This window comes from Paenibacillus zeisoli (assembly GCF_003994465.1).
GTDB classification, from domain to species: domain Bacteria; phylum Bacillota; class Bacilli; order Paenibacillales; family Paenibacillaceae; genus Fontibacillus; species Fontibacillus zeisoli.
The window spans coordinates 551339-570899 of sequence record NZ_RZNX01000002.1 but is presented as its reverse complement, the minus strand read 5'-3'; the positions used below and the strand labels follow the sequence as shown (position 1 = coordinate 570899).

Annotated in this window: 19 protein-coding genes; 15 read left to right on the top strand and 4 right to left on the bottom strand. The window is 45.0% G+C overall.

Translation table 11 applies throughout. The features are described from left to right. The first annotated feature begins 85 nt into the window (after positions 1 to 85). From glpK to EJP77_RS08735, 8 genes are all read left to right on the top strand, one after another. Positions 86 to 1576, top strand: a complete 1491-nt coding sequence (gene glpK / locus EJP77_RS08770; protein WP_127198829.1) for a glycerol kinase GlpK — start codon at positions 86 to 88, stop codon at positions 1574 to 1576. 169 nt (positions 1577 to 1745) lie between these two features. Then, positions 1746 to 3458, top strand: coding sequence for a glycerol-3-phosphate dehydrogenase/oxidase (locus tag EJP77_RS08765; RefSeq protein WP_127198828.1), 1713 nt, complete (start codon positions 1746 to 1748; stop codon positions 3456 to 3458). Positions 3459 to 3664: 206 nt separating this feature from the next. After that, positions 3665 to 3832: a CxxH/CxxC protein gene (locus tag EJP77_RS08760; RefSeq protein ID WP_068621573.1), complete on the top strand. Its 168-nt coding sequence runs from the start codon at positions 3665 to 3667 to the stop codon at positions 3830 to 3832. Positions 3833 to 4109: 277 nt separating this feature from the next. Beyond that, on the top strand, positions 4110 to 5993 hold the full coding sequence (locus EJP77_RS08755; protein ID WP_127198827.1) for a diguanylate cyclase: 1884 nt from the start codon (positions 4110 to 4112) through the stop codon (positions 5991 to 5993). 669 nt (positions 5994 to 6662) lie between these two features. After that, positions 6663 to 7142, top strand: coding sequence for a 23S rRNA (pseudouridine(1915)-N(3))-methyltransferase RlmH (gene rlmH / locus EJP77_RS08750; RefSeq protein ID WP_127198826.1), 480 nt, complete (start codon positions 6663 to 6665; stop codon positions 7140 to 7142). Between the two features lie 420 nt (positions 7143 to 7562). Continuing rightward, positions 7563 to 8765, top strand: a complete 1203-nt coding sequence (locus EJP77_RS08745; protein WP_127198825.1) for a DUF6932 family protein — start codon at positions 7563 to 7565, stop codon at positions 8763 to 8765. A gap of 556 nt (positions 8766 to 9321) precedes the next feature. Continuing rightward, on the top strand, positions 9322 to 12252 hold the full coding sequence (locus tag EJP77_RS08740) for a DEAD/DEAH box helicase (protein WP_127198824.1): 2931 nt from the start codon (positions 9322 to 9324) through the stop codon (positions 12250 to 12252). A 213-nt stretch (positions 12253 to 12465) separates the two neighbouring features. Continuing rightward, on the top strand, positions 12466 to 12930 hold the full coding sequence (locus EJP77_RS08735; RefSeq protein ID WP_185897266.1) for a helix-turn-helix domain-containing protein: 465 nt from the start codon (positions 12466 to 12468) through the stop codon (positions 12928 to 12930). Positions 12931 to 13046: 116 nt separating this feature from the next. On the opposite strand, the gene EJP77_RS08730 is transcribed toward EJP77_RS08735, so the two are convergent. Both EJP77_RS08730 and EJP77_RS08725 read right to left on the bottom strand, forming a co-directional pair. Continuing rightward, positions 13047 to 13583: an MOSC domain-containing protein gene (locus EJP77_RS08730; RefSeq protein ID WP_127198822.1), complete on the bottom strand. Its 537-nt coding sequence runs from the start codon at positions 13581 to 13583 to the stop codon at positions 13047 to 13049. Further along, complete coding sequence (locus EJP77_RS08725) at positions 13570 to 14052, bottom strand: MarR family winged helix-turn-helix transcriptional regulator (protein ID WP_127198821.1); 483 nt, start codon at positions 14050 to 14052, stop codon at positions 13570 to 13572. Before EJP77_RS08725 ends, EJP77_RS08730 begins: the two co-directional genes overlap by 14 nt. Positions 14053 to 14206: 154 nt before the next feature. Between EJP77_RS08725 and EJP77_RS08720 the strand changes: the two genes are divergently transcribed. From EJP77_RS08720 to EJP77_RS08700, 5 genes are all read left to right on the top strand, one after another. Further along, positions 14207 to 14629: a DoxX family protein gene (locus EJP77_RS08720; RefSeq protein WP_127198820.1), complete on the top strand. Its 423-nt coding sequence runs from the start codon at positions 14207 to 14209 to the stop codon at positions 14627 to 14629. Further along, a complete protein-coding gene (locus EJP77_RS08715) occupies positions 14622 to 14822 on the top strand; it encodes a CDGSH iron-sulfur domain-containing protein (RefSeq protein ID WP_127198819.1) in 201 nt (66 codons plus the stop codon). Before EJP77_RS08720 ends, EJP77_RS08715 begins: the two co-directional genes overlap by 8 nt. Before the next feature lie 268 nt (positions 14823 to 15090). Next, the gene (locus EJP77_RS08710) at positions 15091 to 15693 is read left to right on the top strand and encodes a CGNR zinc finger domain-containing protein (RefSeq protein ID WP_127198818.1); all 603 of its coding nucleotides are present in this window, start codon (positions 15091 to 15093) and stop codon (positions 15691 to 15693) included. A gap of 176 nt (positions 15694 to 15869) precedes the next feature. After that, the gene (locus EJP77_RS08705) at positions 15870 to 16304 is read left to right on the top strand and encodes a VOC family protein (protein WP_127198817.1); all 435 of its coding nucleotides are present in this window, start codon (positions 15870 to 15872) and stop codon (positions 16302 to 16304) included. Beyond that, positions 16304 to 17206 (top strand): pyridoxamine 5'-phosphate oxidase family protein, encoded by a 903-nt coding sequence (locus tag EJP77_RS08700; RefSeq protein ID WP_127198816.1) that lies wholly within the window; start codon positions 16304 to 16306, stop codon positions 17204 to 17206. Before EJP77_RS08705 ends, EJP77_RS08700 begins: the two co-directional genes overlap by 1 nt. A gap of 91 nt (positions 17207 to 17297) precedes the next feature. Here EJP77_RS08700 and EJP77_RS08695 read toward each other — a convergent pair whose 3' ends face one another. After that, on the bottom strand, positions 17298 to 17750 hold the full coding sequence (locus EJP77_RS08695) for a GNAT family N-acetyltransferase (RefSeq protein ID WP_246021795.1): 453 nt from the start codon (positions 17748 to 17750) through the stop codon (positions 17298 to 17300). A 127-nt stretch (positions 17751 to 17877) separates the two neighbouring features. Between EJP77_RS08695 and EJP77_RS08690 the strand changes: the two genes are divergently transcribed. Together EJP77_RS08690 and EJP77_RS08685 are read left to right on the top strand one after the other, a co-directional pair. Continuing rightward, positions 17878 to 18306 (top strand): Lrp/AsnC family transcriptional regulator, encoded by a 429-nt coding sequence (locus EJP77_RS08690; RefSeq protein ID WP_127198815.1) that lies wholly within the window; start codon positions 17878 to 17880, stop codon positions 18304 to 18306. Between the two features lie 109 nt (positions 18307 to 18415). Beyond that, entirely contained in the window at positions 18416 to 18619 is a 204-nt protein-coding gene (locus EJP77_RS08685) for a hypothetical protein (RefSeq protein ID WP_127198814.1), read from the top strand. Positions 18620 to 18663: 44 nt separating this feature from the next. Here EJP77_RS08685 and EJP77_RS08680 read toward each other — a convergent pair whose 3' ends face one another. Next, a complete protein-coding gene (locus EJP77_RS08680) occupies positions 18664 to 19551 on the bottom strand; it encodes a TetR/AcrR family transcriptional regulator (RefSeq protein ID WP_185897260.1) in 888 nt (295 codons plus the stop codon). Positions 19552 to 19561 lie beyond the last annotated feature (10 nt).

Here is a 19561-nt window from a genome sequence, read left to right as displayed (position 1 = left end):
GCAGTCACCATCAATCAGCTGCACTGTATAACCAGACCCGTGCAAATTAAATCCAATTCACTTAAATAACAGGAGGAATTCATATATGGAAAAATACATTATGTCTCTGGACCAAGGTACGACCAGCTCCCGCGCTATCCTGTTCAACAAGCAGGGCGAGATTGTCTATACGGCGCAAAGAGAATTCCCGCAATATTTCCCTCACCCGGGCTGGGTGGAACAGAACGCCAATGAAATCTGGAGCTCGATCCTGGCGGTTATCGCCTCTTGCCTGGCCGAATCCGGCGTGAAGCCGAGTCAGATTGAGGGCATCGGGATTACGAACCAGCGCGAGACCGCGGTTGTCTGGGATAAGGAGACCGGGGTACCGATCTATAACGCTGTGGTGTGGCAGTCCAGACAGACGGCGGGCATTTGCGATGAACTGAAGGCGGCAGGTCTTGACGATCTATTCCGGGAGAAGACGGGTCTTCTGATCGATGCCTACTTCTCCGGCACCAAAGTGAAATGGATTCTGGATCACGTGGAAGGCTCACGGGAGCGGGCAGAGCGCGGCGAGCTTCTATTCGGTACGATCGATACCTGGCTGATCTGGAAGCTGTCCGGCGGGGCGGTCCATGTCACCGATTATTCCAATGCTTCCCGGACGCTGATGTATAACATCCATGAACTGAAGTGGGATGATGAACTGCTGGAGATCCTGAACGTTCCGAAAGCGATGCTGCCCGAGGTTCGTCCTTCCTCCGAGGTGTATGGGCATACGGTCGATTATCATTTCTTCGGCCAGCAGGTGCCGATTGCAGGAGCGGCGGGAGATCAGCAGGCGGCCTTATTCGGTCAGGCATGCTATGGGCAGGGCATGGTCAAATCCACTTACGGAACGGGCTGCTTCATGCTGATGAATACCGGGACGGAGCCTGTCGTCTCGAAGCATGGACTGATCACGACCATCGCCTGGGGCATTAATGGCAAGGTGGAGTATGCGCTGGAGGGCAGTATTTTTGTCGGAGGCTCGGCGATTCAGTGGCTGCGCGACGGTCTGCGCATGTTCCGGGATGCCAAGGACAGCGAGCAGTATGCGGCTCGGGTAGAATCGACGGATGGGGTGTATTTGGTACCGGCTTTTGTAGGGCTGGGAAGTCCTTACTGGGACAGCAAGGTTAGAGGCGCAATGTTCGGGCTTACCCGCGGAACGACGAAGGAGCACTTCATCCGGGCCACGCTCGAATCTCTGGCTTATCAGACCAAGGATATTCTGAACGTGATGGAACAGGACTCCGGCATCCCGGTCAAAACCCTGCGGGTGGACGGCGGCGCGGTGAAGAACAATTTCCTGATGGACTTCCAGAGCGATATTCTGGGGCTGCCGGTTGAGCGGCCTGTCATCAATGAGACAACTGCACTGGGCGCTGCTTATCTGGCCGGGCTCGCGATTGGATATTGGAAGGATCAAGACGAGATCTGCGAGAAGTGGAGCGTGGAGCGTGTATTCGAGCCGAAGATGGACGAAGAGCGGAAGAATAAGCTCTATGAGGGATGGAAAAAAGCCGTTCATGCCGCCATGGCGTTCAAATAACCGGGAAGATTTGCTGCTTGGATTGTAATAATTATTATGGTACTATAGCTACAAGTTAATAATTTGTCAGGAGATCAGGAGAGACCACATGACACTCTAGTCGTTCTAACCGAGCGGCTGCGGTGTACTTGTGGTCTCTTTTGCGTCTAAACAGAGGAGGAGCAGGAGCATGAAGACCGCATTTTCGAGCAAGGTAAGAGAACAGATTCTAGAGGACATGGTGAATACAACTCTCGACGTGCTGGTGGTAGGCGGGGGGATTACCGGATCGGGAATTGCACTTGATGCGGCTGCCCGCGGGATGAAGACGGGGCTGGTGGAGATGCAGGATTTCGCTGCAGGAACATCCAGCCGTTCGACCAAGCTTGTGCATGGCGGGCTTAGGTACCTGAAGCAGCTGGAGGTTGGCGTTGTGGCTGAGGTAGGCAAAGAGAGAGCCATCGTCTACGAGAATGGGCCGCATGTAACTACACCGGAATGGATGCTGCTGCCCTTCCATAAGGGCGGGACCTTTGGGAAATTGACCACCTCTGTCGGCCTGCGTGTGTACGACTTCCTGGCTGGGGTGAAGCGCAGCGAACGGCGCAGAATGCTCTCGGTGGCTGAGACGCTGAACAAGGAACCTCTGCTGAAGCGAACCCACCTTCAGGGCGGCGGTTATTATGTGGAGTACCGCACGGACGATGCTCGGCTGACGATCGAGGTGCTGAAGGAAGCGGTGGCGCGGGGTGCCAAGGCGGTGAACTACACGAAGGTAACGGAATTTATCTATGACGGCGGAACCGTAGTGGGCGTAAAAGTAACCGATCTGCTCAGCGGCAGAGCGTATGAGATACGGGCCCGCAAAATCATAAACGCGGCAGGCCCATGGGTGGACACGCTGCGCGAACTGGATCAATCCAAGCAGGGCAAGACGCTGCAGCTGACCAAGGGGATTCATCTCGTCATAGATCAGAAGCGGTTCCCGCTGCGCCAGGCGATCTATTTCGACACGCCGGATAAAAGAATGGTGTTCGCCATTCCGCGGGACGGCAAGACTTACGTGGGGACCACGGATACGGTCTACAAGGCGGATATCAGCCATCCGCGGATGACCGTGGCGGACCGGCAGTATGTGATCGATGCCATCAACTATATGTTCCCCGAGGTGAAGATCAAGGCAGAGGACATTGAATCCAGCTGGGCCGGGGTTCGTCCTCTGATCTATGAGGAGGGCAAAGACCCGTCTGAAATTTCGCGCAAGGACGAAATTTGGCAGTCGGCTTCCGGGCTAATTACGATTGCCGGAGGCAAGCTTACCGGCTACCGGAAGATGGCCGAGACGGTGGTGGATAAAGCAGCAGCCCAGCTCCAGGCCGAGGGGCACGCTGCATTCCCGGCTTGTCCTACCAAGCAGATGCCTATTTCGGGTGGGCAGGTAGGAGGCTCCGAACATTTCAAGGCGTTTGTGTCGAAGAAAACGGTAGAGGGCGTAAGCCGCGGACTGCCAAGGGAGCTTGCCGGGAACTGGGCAGCCCACTATGGTTCGAACGTGGATCGCCTGTTTGCTCTTGCGGATTCCGAAGGGGCGGAGGGCTCATCATCATCCGCTGATTCACTGCCGTTGGAAGTGCTCACCCCTCTCCGCTACGCGCTGGAGGAGGAAATGGCCGCTACACCGGCGGACTTCCTCATCCGCCGGACTGGAGCTCTATTTTTCCATATTGATTGGGTACGGAAGTGGAAGACTCCGGTCATGGATTACATGGCCGACAATCTAGGCTGGTCGCCGGAACAGAGAAGCCGGTATGCAGAGGAGCTTGAGACGTACCTGCATGATGCCGTAGTGCCGGAGGATGCTGGGGGCCTGCCGCGGGGCAAGGAACATAAAGAGATCATCTAGATGGAGAACTAATTATAGGCACGGCTGAATAACGTGTAAATCAACAGTTCAACTTATATAGTACGTAACGAATAAGCTAAAGATAGGCTCACTTCATGCGGATGCGGTTTTCTTTTGTCCGGGAGTATGGTAGAACTTAAGTAGAGGGAATTGACCCCTGACAGACCAAATGGAGATTGCAGCATAGAAAGGATGCGCTTTAGCTTATGTACGTAGTATGCAAAGATCATGTTGAACTGGCGATTGATATGTTCGTGGACGAATTTGAGGATGCCCCGGATATCGTGGATTTGAAGGAGACGGAGTTCTCGGATTGGGATCCGCCAGTAAAGTGCTCGCAGTGCGACCAGGCGGCTGTATTTCTGGTAGTGTAAATGAACCGGTCTTAGAGGACACGGATAAGATATTGGCTATAAGGGGCGCCTAGGGCGTCCTTTTTGTTGTATAGAGAGGGAGATAGGGTGCACTTCACAGCAGGGTAATTGTATATTGTTTCTATATTGAAGCCTGTATCCTTGGGGATATGGGTCTTTTTCATGCTGGGCGGGAATGAATCCTGCTGTTCATCTTCAATAGGCCGCTGTTAAAGACGATAATATCAGAAGAGGTTTACTTAAATTTAACACAGCGTGTACCAGGGGAGCACAGCTTATGATAATAAGACTAGGATTGATCATGCTAATCAGCACACTATTGGCGACAGGCTGTAGTCTGCGGATTGGTGAATCGGCAGTTCCTGTTCAAAGCAGACCAGGGGTGCTCGATGTCACCGCAGGAGATAGAGAGAACCAGCTCTCCGAGTTACGAGGAGCCTATGAATTATATTGGCACCAGCTGATGGAACCCGCTGACTTTGCAGCGCATGCACAGCGGATGACCGGGTATATGGATATGCCGAGCAATTGGAACAATTTTACCCTGAACGGCAAGCAGCTTCCCCGAATGGGATACGCGACGTTCCGGTTAACATTGAAGGTAAGTAAGCCTTGGGAGACGAAGGGCCTTCTTATTCCGGTCATGTACTCGAACTATAAGCTGTGGGTGGATGGCCGGCTGGTTGCAGTCAGCGGCAGAGTGGGAACTGACCCGGCGAGCAGTATACCTCAGAAAATAACGCAGGAGATCTATTTCCAGCCGAAGTCAGAGCAGGTACAGATTCTTATCCAGATCTCCAACTATGATAACTATGCCGGAGGCATGTGGGAACCAATTCGTTATGGCTCCGCAGTCGAGATAGGGGCAAGCCATGATCGAAAGACCATTTTTACCGCGATCCTGCTGGGAATCGTCATCATGGCTGGCGCCTATCATATTGGACTTGGCATTCTTCGGCGGAAGGATACGTCGGTGCTGTATTTTGGCGTGTTCTGCTTCGATGTGGCTCTGCGCAGTCTTACGGTAGATGAGGTATTCCTCACGAAGGTATTTCCGGACTTCTCCTGGCAGCTGGCCTCAAGGATTGAATATATCTGCTTCTATATTGGGGTTCCGCTAATCGGAATATTTCTCAAGAAGCTGTTCCCCGCTGAAGTATCGACTATGTTCATCAAGGTTGTCACGGCTGCAGCGGCTCTGTACACGCTGTTCACGATCGTCACTCCAGCAAATATCTATTACCAGATCCTTCTGTATTATCAGATCTTGGCGGTGTTGGCCGCGATCTATGCCTTGTACGCCATAGTACGGGCGGCTATGCATAAACGGGAAGGCGCTATATATGCCTTGGCGGGGTACATTGTGTTCGCTTTGGCCGTGTTGTTCGATGTTTTTGGGTCCATTCTTAGTGTGGCCGAGCTTAGCTCCAATGCTGTAGGCGTTGCGGCGTTCACGTTCTGCTTCTCTCTCGTTCTCTCCAAGAAGCTTTCGCTCGCTTTTAATAAGACGGAGCAGTTAGCAGAAGAATTGGCCCTCGTAAATGACAGCCTGGATACGAAGGTGAGGGATCGAACCCTGGAGCTTGCTGAGAGCAACAGGAAGCTGGAAGAGCTTAATCTTCAGCTGAGGGAGTGGTCCGTGATCGACGGTCTGACGGGGGTGTATAACCGGAGGTATTTCGACGATCAGCTCCACATGCAGCTTAAGCGATGCCAGACAGAGGGCTTACCGCTATCTGTTATGCTCATCGATGTGGATTTTTTCAAAAAATACAATGATACCTACGGGCATCTTCAGGGTGACGAATGCCTTCGGGAGGTGGCCCAGACGCTGAAAGCCTCGCTGGATCAAAGGGAGATTGCAGCAGTACTAACCCGCTATGGCGGCGAAGAATTCGCAGTGATTCTCCCTGGTTATGAGCTTACCTTGGTCATGGAGACTGCCGAGGCCATGTGCGAGAAGATCCGGGAGCGGCAGCTTCCCCACAGCGGATCCGAGGTATCGGACTGTGTTACCATCAGTGCTGGCGCAGCCTGCATGGTGCCAGTCCCTGGGAAGGATGGACGAACTCTGGTAGAAGCAGCGGACAAGCAGCTCTACAAGGCAAAGAGCAGCGGCCGGAACCAGGCAGCAGGGGTGGCTTATTCGCAAGTGAGTTAAATTGGATTTTTAGATTGCAGAGTGGAACCTGAAATGGCTTGGCCTCTATGAAAATAGTAAAAGCGAAGACCCTATGAAAGGGCCTTCGCTTCCCAACCTAAAGACAGTTACCAGTATCTTCTGTGCTGTTCTTTTTTGTGTTTCTTACATACGACAATTGCTTTTTGACCAGGTTTCAAAACAACCACTTTCACTTTCTTGTGGTGACGGTGGGACTTTCTGTGACAATGTCCGTATTCGTACAAGATGATCACCTCCGGCTGTTTGATAATGCAGTGTATGCAGACCTTGCAGGGGAGGGTTGGGATTTCGGCAAAAATGGGGCAATGGAAGAGATGTGGGGGGATATGGCTGAGTATGCTGGAAGCGAGTACATCCGGGAGCGGCAGCTTCCCCACAGCGGATCCGAAGTATCGGACTGTGTGACCATTAGTGCTTGCACAGCCTGTATGGTACCCGCCTTGGCTAGCTGTCTGCCGCGTTATTCGCACAAGGTTATACCACAGTGGGACTTGCAAAAGAACGATCGCTTCCGGATGCTCCGCGCGATCGTTCTTTTCTATTCGCCGGGCAGCGTCGTGCTGCCCGGCCGCAGCCCCGCCTTTATCTGCGATTGCGGCAGTGTTAGAATTAGCATCATACTAAGTGCAAATAAGGAGCGGTTTCGCAATGAATATACAGATCGTGTGTGTAGGAAAGTTGAAGGAGAAATACCTCGTGCAAGGCATTGCCGAGTACAGTAAGCGCCTTGCGCCTTACCTGCGCTTGTCTGTGCACGAAGTGCCAGATGAGAAAGCGCCCGAGAACATGAGTGACGCGGAGATGCGCCAGGTGCAGGAGCGCGAAGGCGCGGGCATTCTGGCGCACATCAAGGCGGATACTCATGTCGTTGCCCTTGCCATTGGCGGGCAGCTGTGGTCCAGCGAGGACCTTGCTGCCCATCTGGACAAGCTCGGCACCTACGGGACGAGCAACGTCGCCTTTGTGATCGGCGGCTCGAACGGCCTATCGGACGAGGTGCTGAAGCGCGCCCAGACGAAGCTCAGCTTCGGGCGCATGACCCTGCCGCATCAGCTAATGCGGCTGGTGCTAGTGGAGCAGATTTACCGGGCGGTGAAGATAAATCGGGGGGAACCGTATCATAAGTAGAGCGAAAAATTCACCTTTAGGCGAGCGACTAGAAGTTGTTTAAATAATGGGGAATAATGATATAGAAATGGGTTATTTGGGCAGAAATGAACCGTGCCCTTACGGAAGAATTAATTACAGATCGGGAATACCTATGAAGTATAAGAATTGTTACGGGAAATAGCAGAAGCACCGTTGGTTTTACAAGAAGGATTGTAGGAGAAGCACTCCACAGTCCTAGCTAAACCTTGTCCGACAATTCTTGGTTAACTATCGGTGGATGATGACCGTCAACGAGGACGGTCTCTTAACTTTTACCATTACGCCGTTTTCTCTCTGCCTGTTCTTGTACCGAAGGTTTTAGATTTGTGAAATTGTATTGAGGCAAAGAAACCAAGGTAATTCGATACAAAAAATTATATTATAGAGTGGAGATTAATTATGAGTAGTATACCTAATTTCACATCGACTGGTGAACTCCCCAAAGGTATTCACCTATGTTCAGCGGATGAATTCATTAACTTTTTTAGTTTTTCTGAATATAGAAATGGGTTTAAAAAGACCATTTCAGATATCTTTGATTACGCATTGAGTAGAAATGCAAGATATTTATTTGTTGGTGGATCGTTTGTGACCAATAAAAGCGATCCAGGCGACATAGATTGTATTATTGTATTTAATAGAGATAAGGACGTACCCTCTCGTACAGAAGAACTGATAGTTGAGCAAACGAAGTTGGACATCATGTATATCTCTCTAGAGCATGAGGACGAGGTTGTATCTTACGTTGAACTTTTTCTAAACAATCGTTTTGGAAGAAAAGTAGGTATGATCCAGATTGATCTATACTCGGAAGGTAAGGAGTGGACAACAAAGCAAGAAGTGAACGACAATACATTTGAAATTATCAAGAGAGCATATACAGATAGACGTATACATGAAGTGAATGATCATCAAGGAGTGCTTGTCACTATTCACGGGCTTCTAAGTCAAGGGAAATGGAATGCAGAGATTGCTCCAATTGCTAGTAGTCAAGGGTGGATATTCGCTCCGTATATTTATGAATATAATACTCCTGATTTACTAATTAATCCAAAGAAAAGACAGAAAATTTTGGACGACTTTAGAGAGTGGATCTATGATTTACACATGCGATATCCTAAATATAGAATTTCTATAATAGCTCATTCTTATGGCTCTCATATTATCGCTTCTTATTTAGAGGGTTTTGAAGAATTCACACCAGTCTTCTTTAACTGTATTATTCTTACCGGGTCAATTATAAATACTAATTTTAATTGGAATTTGCACAGAGCAACAAAAGTGGCACGAGTTCTGAATGAAATCGCCCCTAATGATCAATGGGTTTCTTTCATGCCTAATGAATGGAGGGGAATTTATAAAAAGAATGAGATTTTTGGAAAGTCAGGAGTAGATGGGTTCTCAAACAATAGCGATATATTAATCCAATCAACCAATAATATTTTCACGCATACTAATATGATTAAAAGAGATGTAATTGAAGCGAAATGGATGCCCTTTTTAAGGGCTAATAGGTATGCGTACCAATCTGAAATGGCTTTATATATTTATAATAATGCTAAAAATTCAGGTGTGTTGGATAAATTACATGGTTGTAATTAAAAGATTTGTAACATGCACTGGAGGTGGCGGAATGCTTTGGAAGGAAGTTCAAGAACGGTTCCGCGTCTTTGCGAAAATGTTGGACGGCTTAATAATCGACATCAACTGGTGCCGAATTTTATAGTATGGATTAGTGGTTGTAAATGGACGACATTCTTGGCTACGCTTTATGAAGACGGCGGGTGTGTTCATTGGTACCAGGGCTCAGACGCTGAAGATATCGCAGTAGTGGAATTAACGGAGAGAGGTCTCCTATGCGCTAAGAAGGCACCCGCCCTGGGTGCCTTTCGATTTTGCCTCAGCGATGTTACGGTGAACCGAAACATAAGTAGCAGAGAAAAAAATTCAAGTGTTAATGATAGTGGCCCAATACATTTCTAAGCTTCTGGAACATTGAGTTTCAGAGGCTCTTCGTGCTCTAGACCAGTTGAGTGATAAACGACTTTGAAAGATAAAAAGTAATGTGGTCTAACATGAGTGAATATTCCGACAAAATTTGATAAGATAATTTAAAATGGGTTTTATTGTATTTAGTAAATAAGGGGGAACTTGTATTATGAGCCACTTCTCGGATAATTATTATGAACTAAGATATCCTATCTCAACTGATAGTACAATTGGTCTGAGAAATGCTCAACTAGGTGCAATTCATGCTATTGCTTCGTTTAATTCGCTAAGTAAAAAGAATGCTGGTATTGTCGTTATGCCTACAGGTTCAGGAAAGACAGCAGTTTTGATGATGACACCATACATAACACTGAGCAGTAAAGTATTGATTGTTACTCCAAGTGTAATGGTCCGTGGACAAATCTATAAGGATTTTACCGAACTTAAGACACTAAAAAAGGCATCTGTTTTTATTGGAGGAATTTCCCCGCCGTCGGTTTATGAACTTAAAAAAAAATATTCTAATGATATTCAAGATGATGTTATTACTTCAGATGTGATAATTGCAACACCTCAATGTGCTTTATCATTGTCTGAAAATAATATTAAAGATAAATTTGATCTTGTGCTCATAGATGAAGCACATCATGTGCCTGCTCAAACTTGGCAACAGATTCTGTTAAATATGAAGGATTCAACTCAAATGCTGTTTACTGCCACCCCTTTTCGTATGGATCGTAAAGAATTAAAAGGTGAGATAGTATATACATATCCATTGTCTATGGCATATCGCGATGGAATATTTGGCGAAGTTCGATATATTCCAATTGAAGAAGCGCCAGATAAAGATATGCTTATTGCAAAAGAAGCAGAACGTGTATTCTTTAATGATAGGCAACAAGGGTACAATCACTTTCTAATGGTTAGAACGGATACCCGGGAAAAAGCTAAGCAACTAGAGCAACTTTATCAAAATGAGACGGAACTGACTCTTAAAAGGATAGATAGTTCTATGTCGTATAGAGTTGTCGAGCAATGTATTAGCGAATTAAAGAACAAGAATATAGATGGTATCATTTGCGTTGATATGTTAGGCGAAGGATTTGATTTCCCAAATTTAAAAATTGCAGCTATTCATACACCACATAAGTCTCTTGCTAGTACGCTTCAATTTATTGGAAGATTTGCACGAACTAATGCAGAAAATATTAGTGCGGCAAAGTTTATTGCCATGAATGATGACGAGTTAATAATAGAAAACTATAAACTCTATACAAGTGATGCTGTATGGCAGGAAATGATAGTGGATATGAGTGAACGAACAATAAGGAAAGAGGAAGAAATAAAAAATAATCTTGGAGAATATATTCGAAATGACGGAAGTCTTTCATCAGACGATACACTCTCTTTGCATAGCATAAGGCCGAACTGTCATGCAAAAATTTATCACATCTCAGATTTTAATATAAATGGCGTTTTTCCTAAAATATGTGGCGTTGGTGAAAATGTATTTAGAAATCTTTCGGACAACACAGTTATAGGTATCGGAACAATTAAGAACCGCCCGATATGGTCTAATACCGAACAAGTATTAGATGTTCAAAACTTCCTTTTTATTATTCATTTTCAAAAAGAAACTTCACTTCTGTTCATTTATTCACAAATGAAAAGTGAAATAGACTATCAATTAATTGCAGAGGCATTTACTACTAATTATAATAAAGTGCCAAGAAATGAAATTCATCGTGTGCTAGGAGAGTTGCAAGAGTTTGAAATGTTTAATACAGGCATGCAAAATCGATTTGCAGAGTCTGGAGAGTCGTATCGAATCTATGCTGGCTCGAATGTAGCTTCTACAATTGATCCTGCTACCGGAAGGATGTATTCAGCTGGCCATGTTTTCTGCAAAGCTGTTGCTGATGCGGGGCCAGTTACCATAGGCTATAGCAGTGGATCAAAAATTTGGAGCAGTTCGTATTTGCTTATACCGGAATATGTTAAGTGGTGTGATTCATATGGGCTCAAAATTGCAAACGAATCAATAAAAGTAAAAACAAATACTAACTATGATTTGATGCCACTGCCTCATAGACTTAAGAATTTTCCGGAAACAGTGTTCTTTTGCCTATTTTCAGATAGAACGTATTCTTCATCTCCTGTGGTAATGAAAAATCCATCAGAAGTATCAGATACAATATTGATGGACGCAGAAATTAAGATTATTTCTATTTCCGAAATGGAAATTCAAGTTGAAGTAAGTATTTTGGGATTTTCGGATACAATTGTTTGCAGGGTTGATGGAACCTGCTACTGTGCCGAGTCTACGATATTTCTAAAAGATGGAAGAAACAGAGTGAGTTTGGTTGAATATCTAAATAATTATCCCTTTATTTTTAAAACAACAGATGATGCAATAATCGAGGGACATGAAATAAGTATAGGAGAACCGAATGCTATTATCTTTTCATCTGAAAACATTAAGAGTATCGATTGGGGCAGATACAAAATAGATATTCGAATTGAATTTGGTGAGGCATCTGAGGGACTGAGAGCAATTCAGGATGGCCTAGAGGAAATATTAATTCAGCAGGATGATTTTGATTATTTGATTTATGATCATGGATCAGGTGAAATTGCCGATTATATTACAATTAGAGAAACGGACCATAAGCTTGAGGTAGTGCTCTACCATGTTAAGGCTATGGGAGGCAAAAGATATAATTCCGATTTAGGTGATATCTATGAGGTTACACAGCAAGCAATAAAGTCAATTATATGGTTGAAATCAAGAGGGACGCTACTTGAGAAAATCAGGGATCGCAGAAGAAGTGATCACTGTAAGATGAAAAAAGGTCATTTTCAAAAACTTGAAAAATCGTTAAAGGAAAACAAATTATTTACTTCTAGAATTGTTATTGTCCAGCCTTCAATTAATCGGACAGTTGATTTACCGTCTAAATATCAGGAGATACTTGCGGCTACAAATTTCTACATTAAAAATAGTGGTCGTGTTACTGAGTTTGGTATATGGGGGAGTGGTGGTGAATTAGATTCATCCATAACAAATCCATACCAACAAGTAGATATGCAACATGCTTAGTGTGTAGTTGGATGACTTATTGTTAACTAAGAGCCTATAGACATGAAAGGAGTTGGTACCAACTCCTTTCGTTATTTCGCCGTTTGCCCGTTACGATGAACCTTACCACAAGTAACGTAAATTATGGGGTACTGTTTTATGGTACTCTTTTAAACGTAAGGCAATTGCATCTTCCAGATTGATAAAAATCCTTATAAGGAGATGTTATTCGCGATGGAAGAGGAGAAACGACGCAAGGAATTGGGAGATTTTTTGCGAAAGCGACGTACAAGGCTGAAACCTGAAGAATTTGGCATAGAGCCGATGCCACATCGCCGCGCGGAAGGTTTAAGGCGTGAGGAAGTGGCCGATATGGCCGGTGTGAGCAATATTTGGTATACATGGTTGGAACAAGGCCGGGATAACAACCCATCTGCACAAGTATTGGGGAGCTTGGGCAAAGCGCTGCGTTTGAATCGCCACGAATTGCTTTATATGTACGCACTATGCGGACATCGACCGACCGATGAATTACAAAAAGACTTTCGAGTTGCATCCTCGTTGAGGATATTGCTTGAAAAGCTCGAACCTTATCCGGCCCTTATCACTGGTCCGCGGTGGATGCACTCGCCTGGAATGATGCTTTCTGCAAAAAAGTCGGAGAGGTTCCTTGCTATAATAGGTTGGTTATCTGTCTGATATATATTCTGCTAAGTTATTTTAACGAGCAGCAAGCTAACTCAACAAGCACCATAACTATAGCTATCCGAAGCGATTGAGGGAGGTCTCGCTGGTGGTGAGATGCGCGATGAGAGTTAAAAAAATGCGATCGTGTCGCCTTCCGAAATCCGGCCTTCCCTCTCCACGGAACAAACGATACCTCTCAATTTTTTAGCAGCAGACACAAATTTCTGGCTAAGCCCGACCTGATTGTACATTTTTTCAATCACCCTTCCGGGTCCAATGCACGGCAGGTTCTCCCCTTCACAGATCAATCCCGTTCCATCCGGAAAAATCAACCTGGCCCCTTGTTGTAGTTCTGTGAGCTTCTCAAATCCGCTAATGATCATATTGGCCCCAAGCCATTCCGGCTTTATTTCAGGGAGATCCAGTCTATTGGCAATGCACTCACATTCCTCTTTCGAAACGATACTGATTTGGCGTCTGTTGGCAATCAGCATACCCCGAGGATAAACTTTTTGCCTGGAATCCGCAGGACGTAACAAGCCGTAATGACGATCTCCAGGAATCCCCCCTAATTCAATCTGAATATATGGCAAGGAGCGAGTAACAAATGTTGTCGGGTCTTCAGCCACCATTACCCTTTCAACTGTAGCGCTACTTTCTCTCATGATTTTTCCCCTCTATTTCCTCCGAAGATTGCAGCTCTTGATAGATCAAGCCAAAAGAACGTGTCAGAGTCTCTACTTCCTCATCAGATAAAGAGGCGGCAAAATACTGCTTGATCCCCCTTGCATATATAGGCCAAGCTTTACGCAGCTGGTTTTCCCCTTCATCCGTGAGAACAGCATATGCACCCCGTCGATCCTCTTCGCTTTTTTCTCTTTGAATTAATCCTTCGCGCTCCAGTCGGTCGATCATCCTTGTTAAGCCGCTTTTACTCAAGACCACTTTCCGATTTAATTCTGAAAAGCGAAGCCTGCGATCGGGTGCCTCAAACAAAGCGATCAAAACATCGTATGTGGTTAGCGGGACTTTCATCTGTACGGCCAAATCCCGCTCAATGAACTCTATGATTTTGGCATGAGCTTTTATAAACAACCGCCAAGCAGTCAACTCTTTTTCCGATAACCTATCCATCGTTCATCCCCCATTCGTTAAAAACAATATAAATCATTTTTGTTGTATGATCAACCAAATATTTGTTGACTGAGCAACTAACCAGGTGCTATATTTAGTTGCGTAATCAATTGTTGATTATGAAACTAATTACGAAAGGGGTTCGGTTTTTCAAATGTACAGCATGAGTTTTTACGCCAATACCGTTCTGCGCATATTGACGGGAGTCATTTTTTTCATGCATGGGAAATTCAAATTAGAATGGGGATATTCTAATTTGTCGGAATGGCTGTATAGTCAGGGATTTCCACTGGCAGCATTTTTCGGTCATGTACTCCCATGGATTGAACTGCTTGGAGGCATCATCATGATCATTGGAATCGGCTCGCGATATCTAGCCATCCTATTTAGTCTTATTCTTCTGACCGCCTTATTTAAGGTGAAGCTCGCCGTCGGTTTCATCTCGAATACGAACACTGGCTATGAGTTCGACCTACTACTGCTGGTCGCCTGTTTGCATGTAGCCGTGACCAACACGAAATCACTCAAACAAGTTTGGTTGACTTCTCGTAAAGGAGGTGAAACGAAACATGTCTAAAGTAAAAATTACAAAGTACGATGAGGGACCTTTTGTTATTCAAGGGAGCTTCGAACTGGTGGATGGAAGTGGAAACGCTTTTCAAACCAGCGATACGATAGCCGTTTGCCGCTGCGGACAATCAAAGACACAGCCATTTTGCGATGGTACTCATAAAACATCCGGATTCAGAGAGGCTTCCTCGGCCCAATAATCATAACTCTCTGCCTGGAGATGAACCGAAACTCATAAAAACGTGATGATCCCTTCATAAAGTAGGGATTCATCACGTTTTTATTCGTTGCCGGCTGGAAATGCAAGCGGACCTCAATGGAGCTATCTGGGGCATCTACATGGGTACAGCGGAAAGTAGGGTTACGAATGGAAATAAGAATTGAAGGATATCTCCGCGAAATGTAACTTGTTAACGATTGTTTAATTGGTTATAGTTGAGCTAACAAAATTCATTTTGTAAGGAGAGTATGATGGACGAATCAACGTTTATTTTCATTGGTAACCACTTTGTAACCGACTTTGTGAACACACGGAAAAATGTGAAGGGAATACGAACGGAACTGCTAAACAATTGTGAAGGTCTTGTCCGATGGCTTCAAGAAACGGATCGACTGTCTCTGATTGAGGGAGACCCTTTATCTCTCTCACAGCATGATCAGGAAGAAATCCTAAGTAAAGTATTGGCGATTAGAGAGAGATTAGAAAATTATATGGAAGAGATCATTAACCAAAGGAAGCTGCCTGACTTCATGTTTGAAGATTTAAATACACATTTGCTGCATTATCGCAGTTATTTACAAGTAAACCAAGAACAATCTATTCTGAAGATGGTAAGAAAATATTCGGTCGATAACTTGCCGGGATTATTTTTAGATGAAATTGCACAATTTATGACTTCAATTTCTCCGGCTAAATTAAAAAAATGTAAGAACCCCGCTTGTATTCTCTATTTTTACGATAAAAGCAAAAATCAGCAACGCCAATGGTGCAGTATGGAGAAGTGTGGAAACCGCGTCAAAGTCAACAACCACTATCATCGCATGAAAAAAATAGAGCAAGAAGCTGAATAACATTAGTAATGTTGAATAAAGGGTTAGATTTCCTCGGTTAAGAGGGTGATCTAGCCCTTTTGTTATATAGATCTAGGGAGAAGTGAATATAACCGGTAAAATTTATGTTTACAGGTTAGAAATTTAAGTGTATTATAATACCTGTAAGAAAAATACGATGGTTAGGGAGTGGTTTTATGTTATTGGGTCATGTCGGTTTAAATGTGACGGAGTTGGAGCGTTCGGTTCGTTTTTACGAGGATATCCTTGGTTTTAAGTTGAAGTCTCGTTCTGATGAAATTGGAAAAGCATTTGCAATTTTTGGGGATGAGAAAACAACACTTACATTATGGCAGCAAAGCAGTGGAGCATTCTCTAAAGAGTTACCAGGTCTGCATCATCTTGCGTTTGAAGTCGATTCTGTTGAACAAGTGAAGAAAATCGAGGAGAAATTACGAGTACATAACGTGACACTTATTTATGAGGGGATCGTAGCTCATCAAGAGGGCGCTGATTCTGGGGGTATTTACTTCGAAGATCCAGACGGCATCCGCTTGGAAATCTATACATCGCATGGAATTAGCGGTCATCAGTGCTCAACGACGAATGGTAAAGCTTGTGGATTCTTCTAATGAAGTACCATCCCGATGAGATTCGTATTCAGGAACGGGCTGGTGTGCGGGAAATTGCTGAACGCAAAAAGGACATCTATACCCAAATTCCCGAAGTGGCCAAGAAATTTTTGGAGCAGCAGCCTCTCCTGTTCACTGGTGTGATTCAAGGTGATAATTGTGTTTGGGCATCTTTCTTGCAAGGTCCTCCTGGTTTCATTGAAGTATTAGATTCGGAGACGATCCGCGTGAATGCCCTTCCGTATGTACAAGATCCTTCTGAAGATACACTTGGTGCAGGCGCTCCTTTAGCTTTAATAGCTGTTGATTTTGAGACGAGACGAAGAATGCGTTTGAATGGAAGAATACAAAGGCGGGATGAAGGGGGTTTTTTGTTCCATATTGATCAGGTTTACTCTAATTGTCCTAAGTATATTCAAGCTCGTGCTTGGACAGGAACTTCGAATAGAAATGACAAACATGACTATGTCACTGGTACAAATTTAAGTGAACCTATGATGCAAATAGTCACACAGGCAGATACACTTTTTATTGCAAGCCATCATGCTGAATATGGGATGGATGTTTCGCATCGTGGAGGAATGCCAGGTTTTGTTCAGGTAAAGGATACGAGAACGTTATGGATTCCCGATTACAAAGGCAACTCGATGTTCAACACACTTGGGAATTTGTTAGGGCATCCCCAAGCGGGCTTGCTATTCCTCAATTTTGAGACTGGCGATATTTTGCAAATGAGTGGTGTGACCGAGGTGCATTGGGATGCGAAGATCGTGGACAGCTTTCCTTCAGCGGAAAGAGTCATTGAGTTTCATATAGAAGCTGTGAGATTTATTTCTCATGCTGTTCCGATGAAGTGGAGCTTCTTGAACTACTCACCGGTTAATCCCAAAAAAACAGTTTGAAGATGGTTCAGGCGGATGTCAATCATACAACAATGATATCTATATTTGACTAAAATTTTTAAGAAGACACCCGATTGGGTGCCTTTCCACGTTATCCTTTGTATATTTGCATCCAGTTTGCTGTGTCCTTCAGTAGTTCAAATCCGAACTTGGCGTACAGCTCCTGCGCATCTTCGGTCACAAGTAAGAATCGTCTCAGTCCTTGCAGATCCGGATGATTTACAATGATCTCCATCATCCTCTTGGACAAGCCTTGTCCACGAAACTTAGATATGACGAAGACATCGGTCAGGTAGGCGAAAGTTGCGCAGTCCGAGACGACCCGAGCGAATCCGACCAGTTGTCCATTCACCGAGGAATCGTACGCACCGACCACGATTGCCGAATGGGCGACGGCCCTCTCGAAAGCGTCAAACGTTAGATTTTTCGCCCAGTACATATGCTCATGTAGATAGTGGTAGACAAAGGGTAGGTTGAGCAAGCTCCTATCCGTCGATAACATCACACTGGAGGTGTCTGTTTTCGTCCGGCTCATAATGTTCATCTGAATTCCTCCCGAAAAATTGAGCTGTGATAATATTAATTTTAGCAGTAGTCCCAGGACTCACTACATAGCTTGATGAACGAATTCAGGCGGGTTTGCTTACGTTGTGAAAGGAAGTGGATGCCAAATGGCCAACCAAGCTATTGACGATACAGATCTGAGGATTCTGGAAGTTTTGCTAAATAATGCGCTCCTTACCTACAAGGAGATCGGAGAGATCGTCCATCTTACAGGGCAGGCCGTTGGCGCGCGGGTGCGAAAGCTGGAAGACAGCGGCGTTATTGATGGTTATACGCTGCGTTGGAATCCTGAGAAGATCGGATTAAATGTTCATGCCTTTCTTATTGTCTTCATGAACTCGAATCAAGCACATCAAGCCTTTCGAAACTTCGTCCGGTCGACCGAATCAGTGGCGGAGGTGCATCGCGTAGGCGGAGAAGGCTGTTATTGGCTGCGTGTTCGGATCAGCAACGGTACGGAGTTGAACAAGCTATTAGAGGAGATACTAAAGTATGGGAACTATAAGCTGAGTCTATCGATCGAGCAGATCAAGTAGCCTTTGCTCAGAGTAGAGGCCTATATAAAAGTTAACTAATAGTGCTCTGAAACTATAGAACATTGTCGACGTAATTATACACAAGTGCTAATTATGTAAGGGGATCAAAATGAATGAAAGTTTTGTAGTAACTGCAATAAAAACATTTTTTCCAAACTCGCCGTTGGCAATGTTTTATATCCTACTATCCCTGGTTGCCGGTTGGATGTACAAACAGTTCAGGACATATTTAATTAATAATCAAAAAAGTACAACAGGGAAAAAATGGGGAAATGCTGAAATAGGCAAGAGAATGAAATATAAATATTTTTAGAGCAAAACTTATGTTTTGCTCTTTATCTTTAGTTACCCATCAATCTAAGCACCCGAGAATATAATATTCCTCAACTGAACGACCAGACTTTTAAGTTCCTTCTCCCTCTCCAAATAGTGCAGCGAGGCCTGTATCAACGGATGATTCGCTGTCTCCTTGCTAGCCTCTGTCTGGATAAAACGGTACAGCTCCCTTATTTCCGAACGATGTACGGCACCGGCCGGGATTGTGTTAATGGCCTTATCCATCTCCCGAAACAGTTCGCTAAGAATCTGCTCCTTCTCACCCTGACGGTCCTCGAATCCCCAGTTCAAATACCTCTCGAATGAAGCTTGGTTCAGCAAAGACTTCAGATCGGACGTTCTCATATGCTTAACGAGCACATGGAGCTTGTCCAAGATGAACTTCGCCGTTTCCTCAAGTGATAACGACTTCTCCTCATATACAATCCAAAATAGATATTCCTTCAGAATCGCCCGATAGATGGCAACTAAATCCCATAGGAACGGCTGGATATCCTCGCCAAACACATGGAGCAAGCACTCGCTATGCCACCTTATGAGCCGCCCCCTAACCTTGTGTCTGAGCGGTTGGAACTTGGGATCCTGTTGAATAGGGAGCTCAGTAAATTCGACCAGAATATGTTTGTACTCCATAAAATAGCGGAATCGCAAAACGATCTGCTGCACAAATTGTTCTTCCGGCGATAGTCCGGTACGATGTGTCAGCTCATCGACTTGATCAAAATAGTGGTTATGGCATTGATCAAATACCTCACTAAAGATGTCTTCCTTCGAAGGGAAGTATTTATAGACCGACCCTTTGGAAATACCGCAATCATCGGCAATATCCTGGATCGTCGTCGAAAGAAATCCACGTTCTTTAAAAAGCTTGGCTGCTGATTGTACTACTTCTTCCCTTGTTACACTCATAAATAAAACC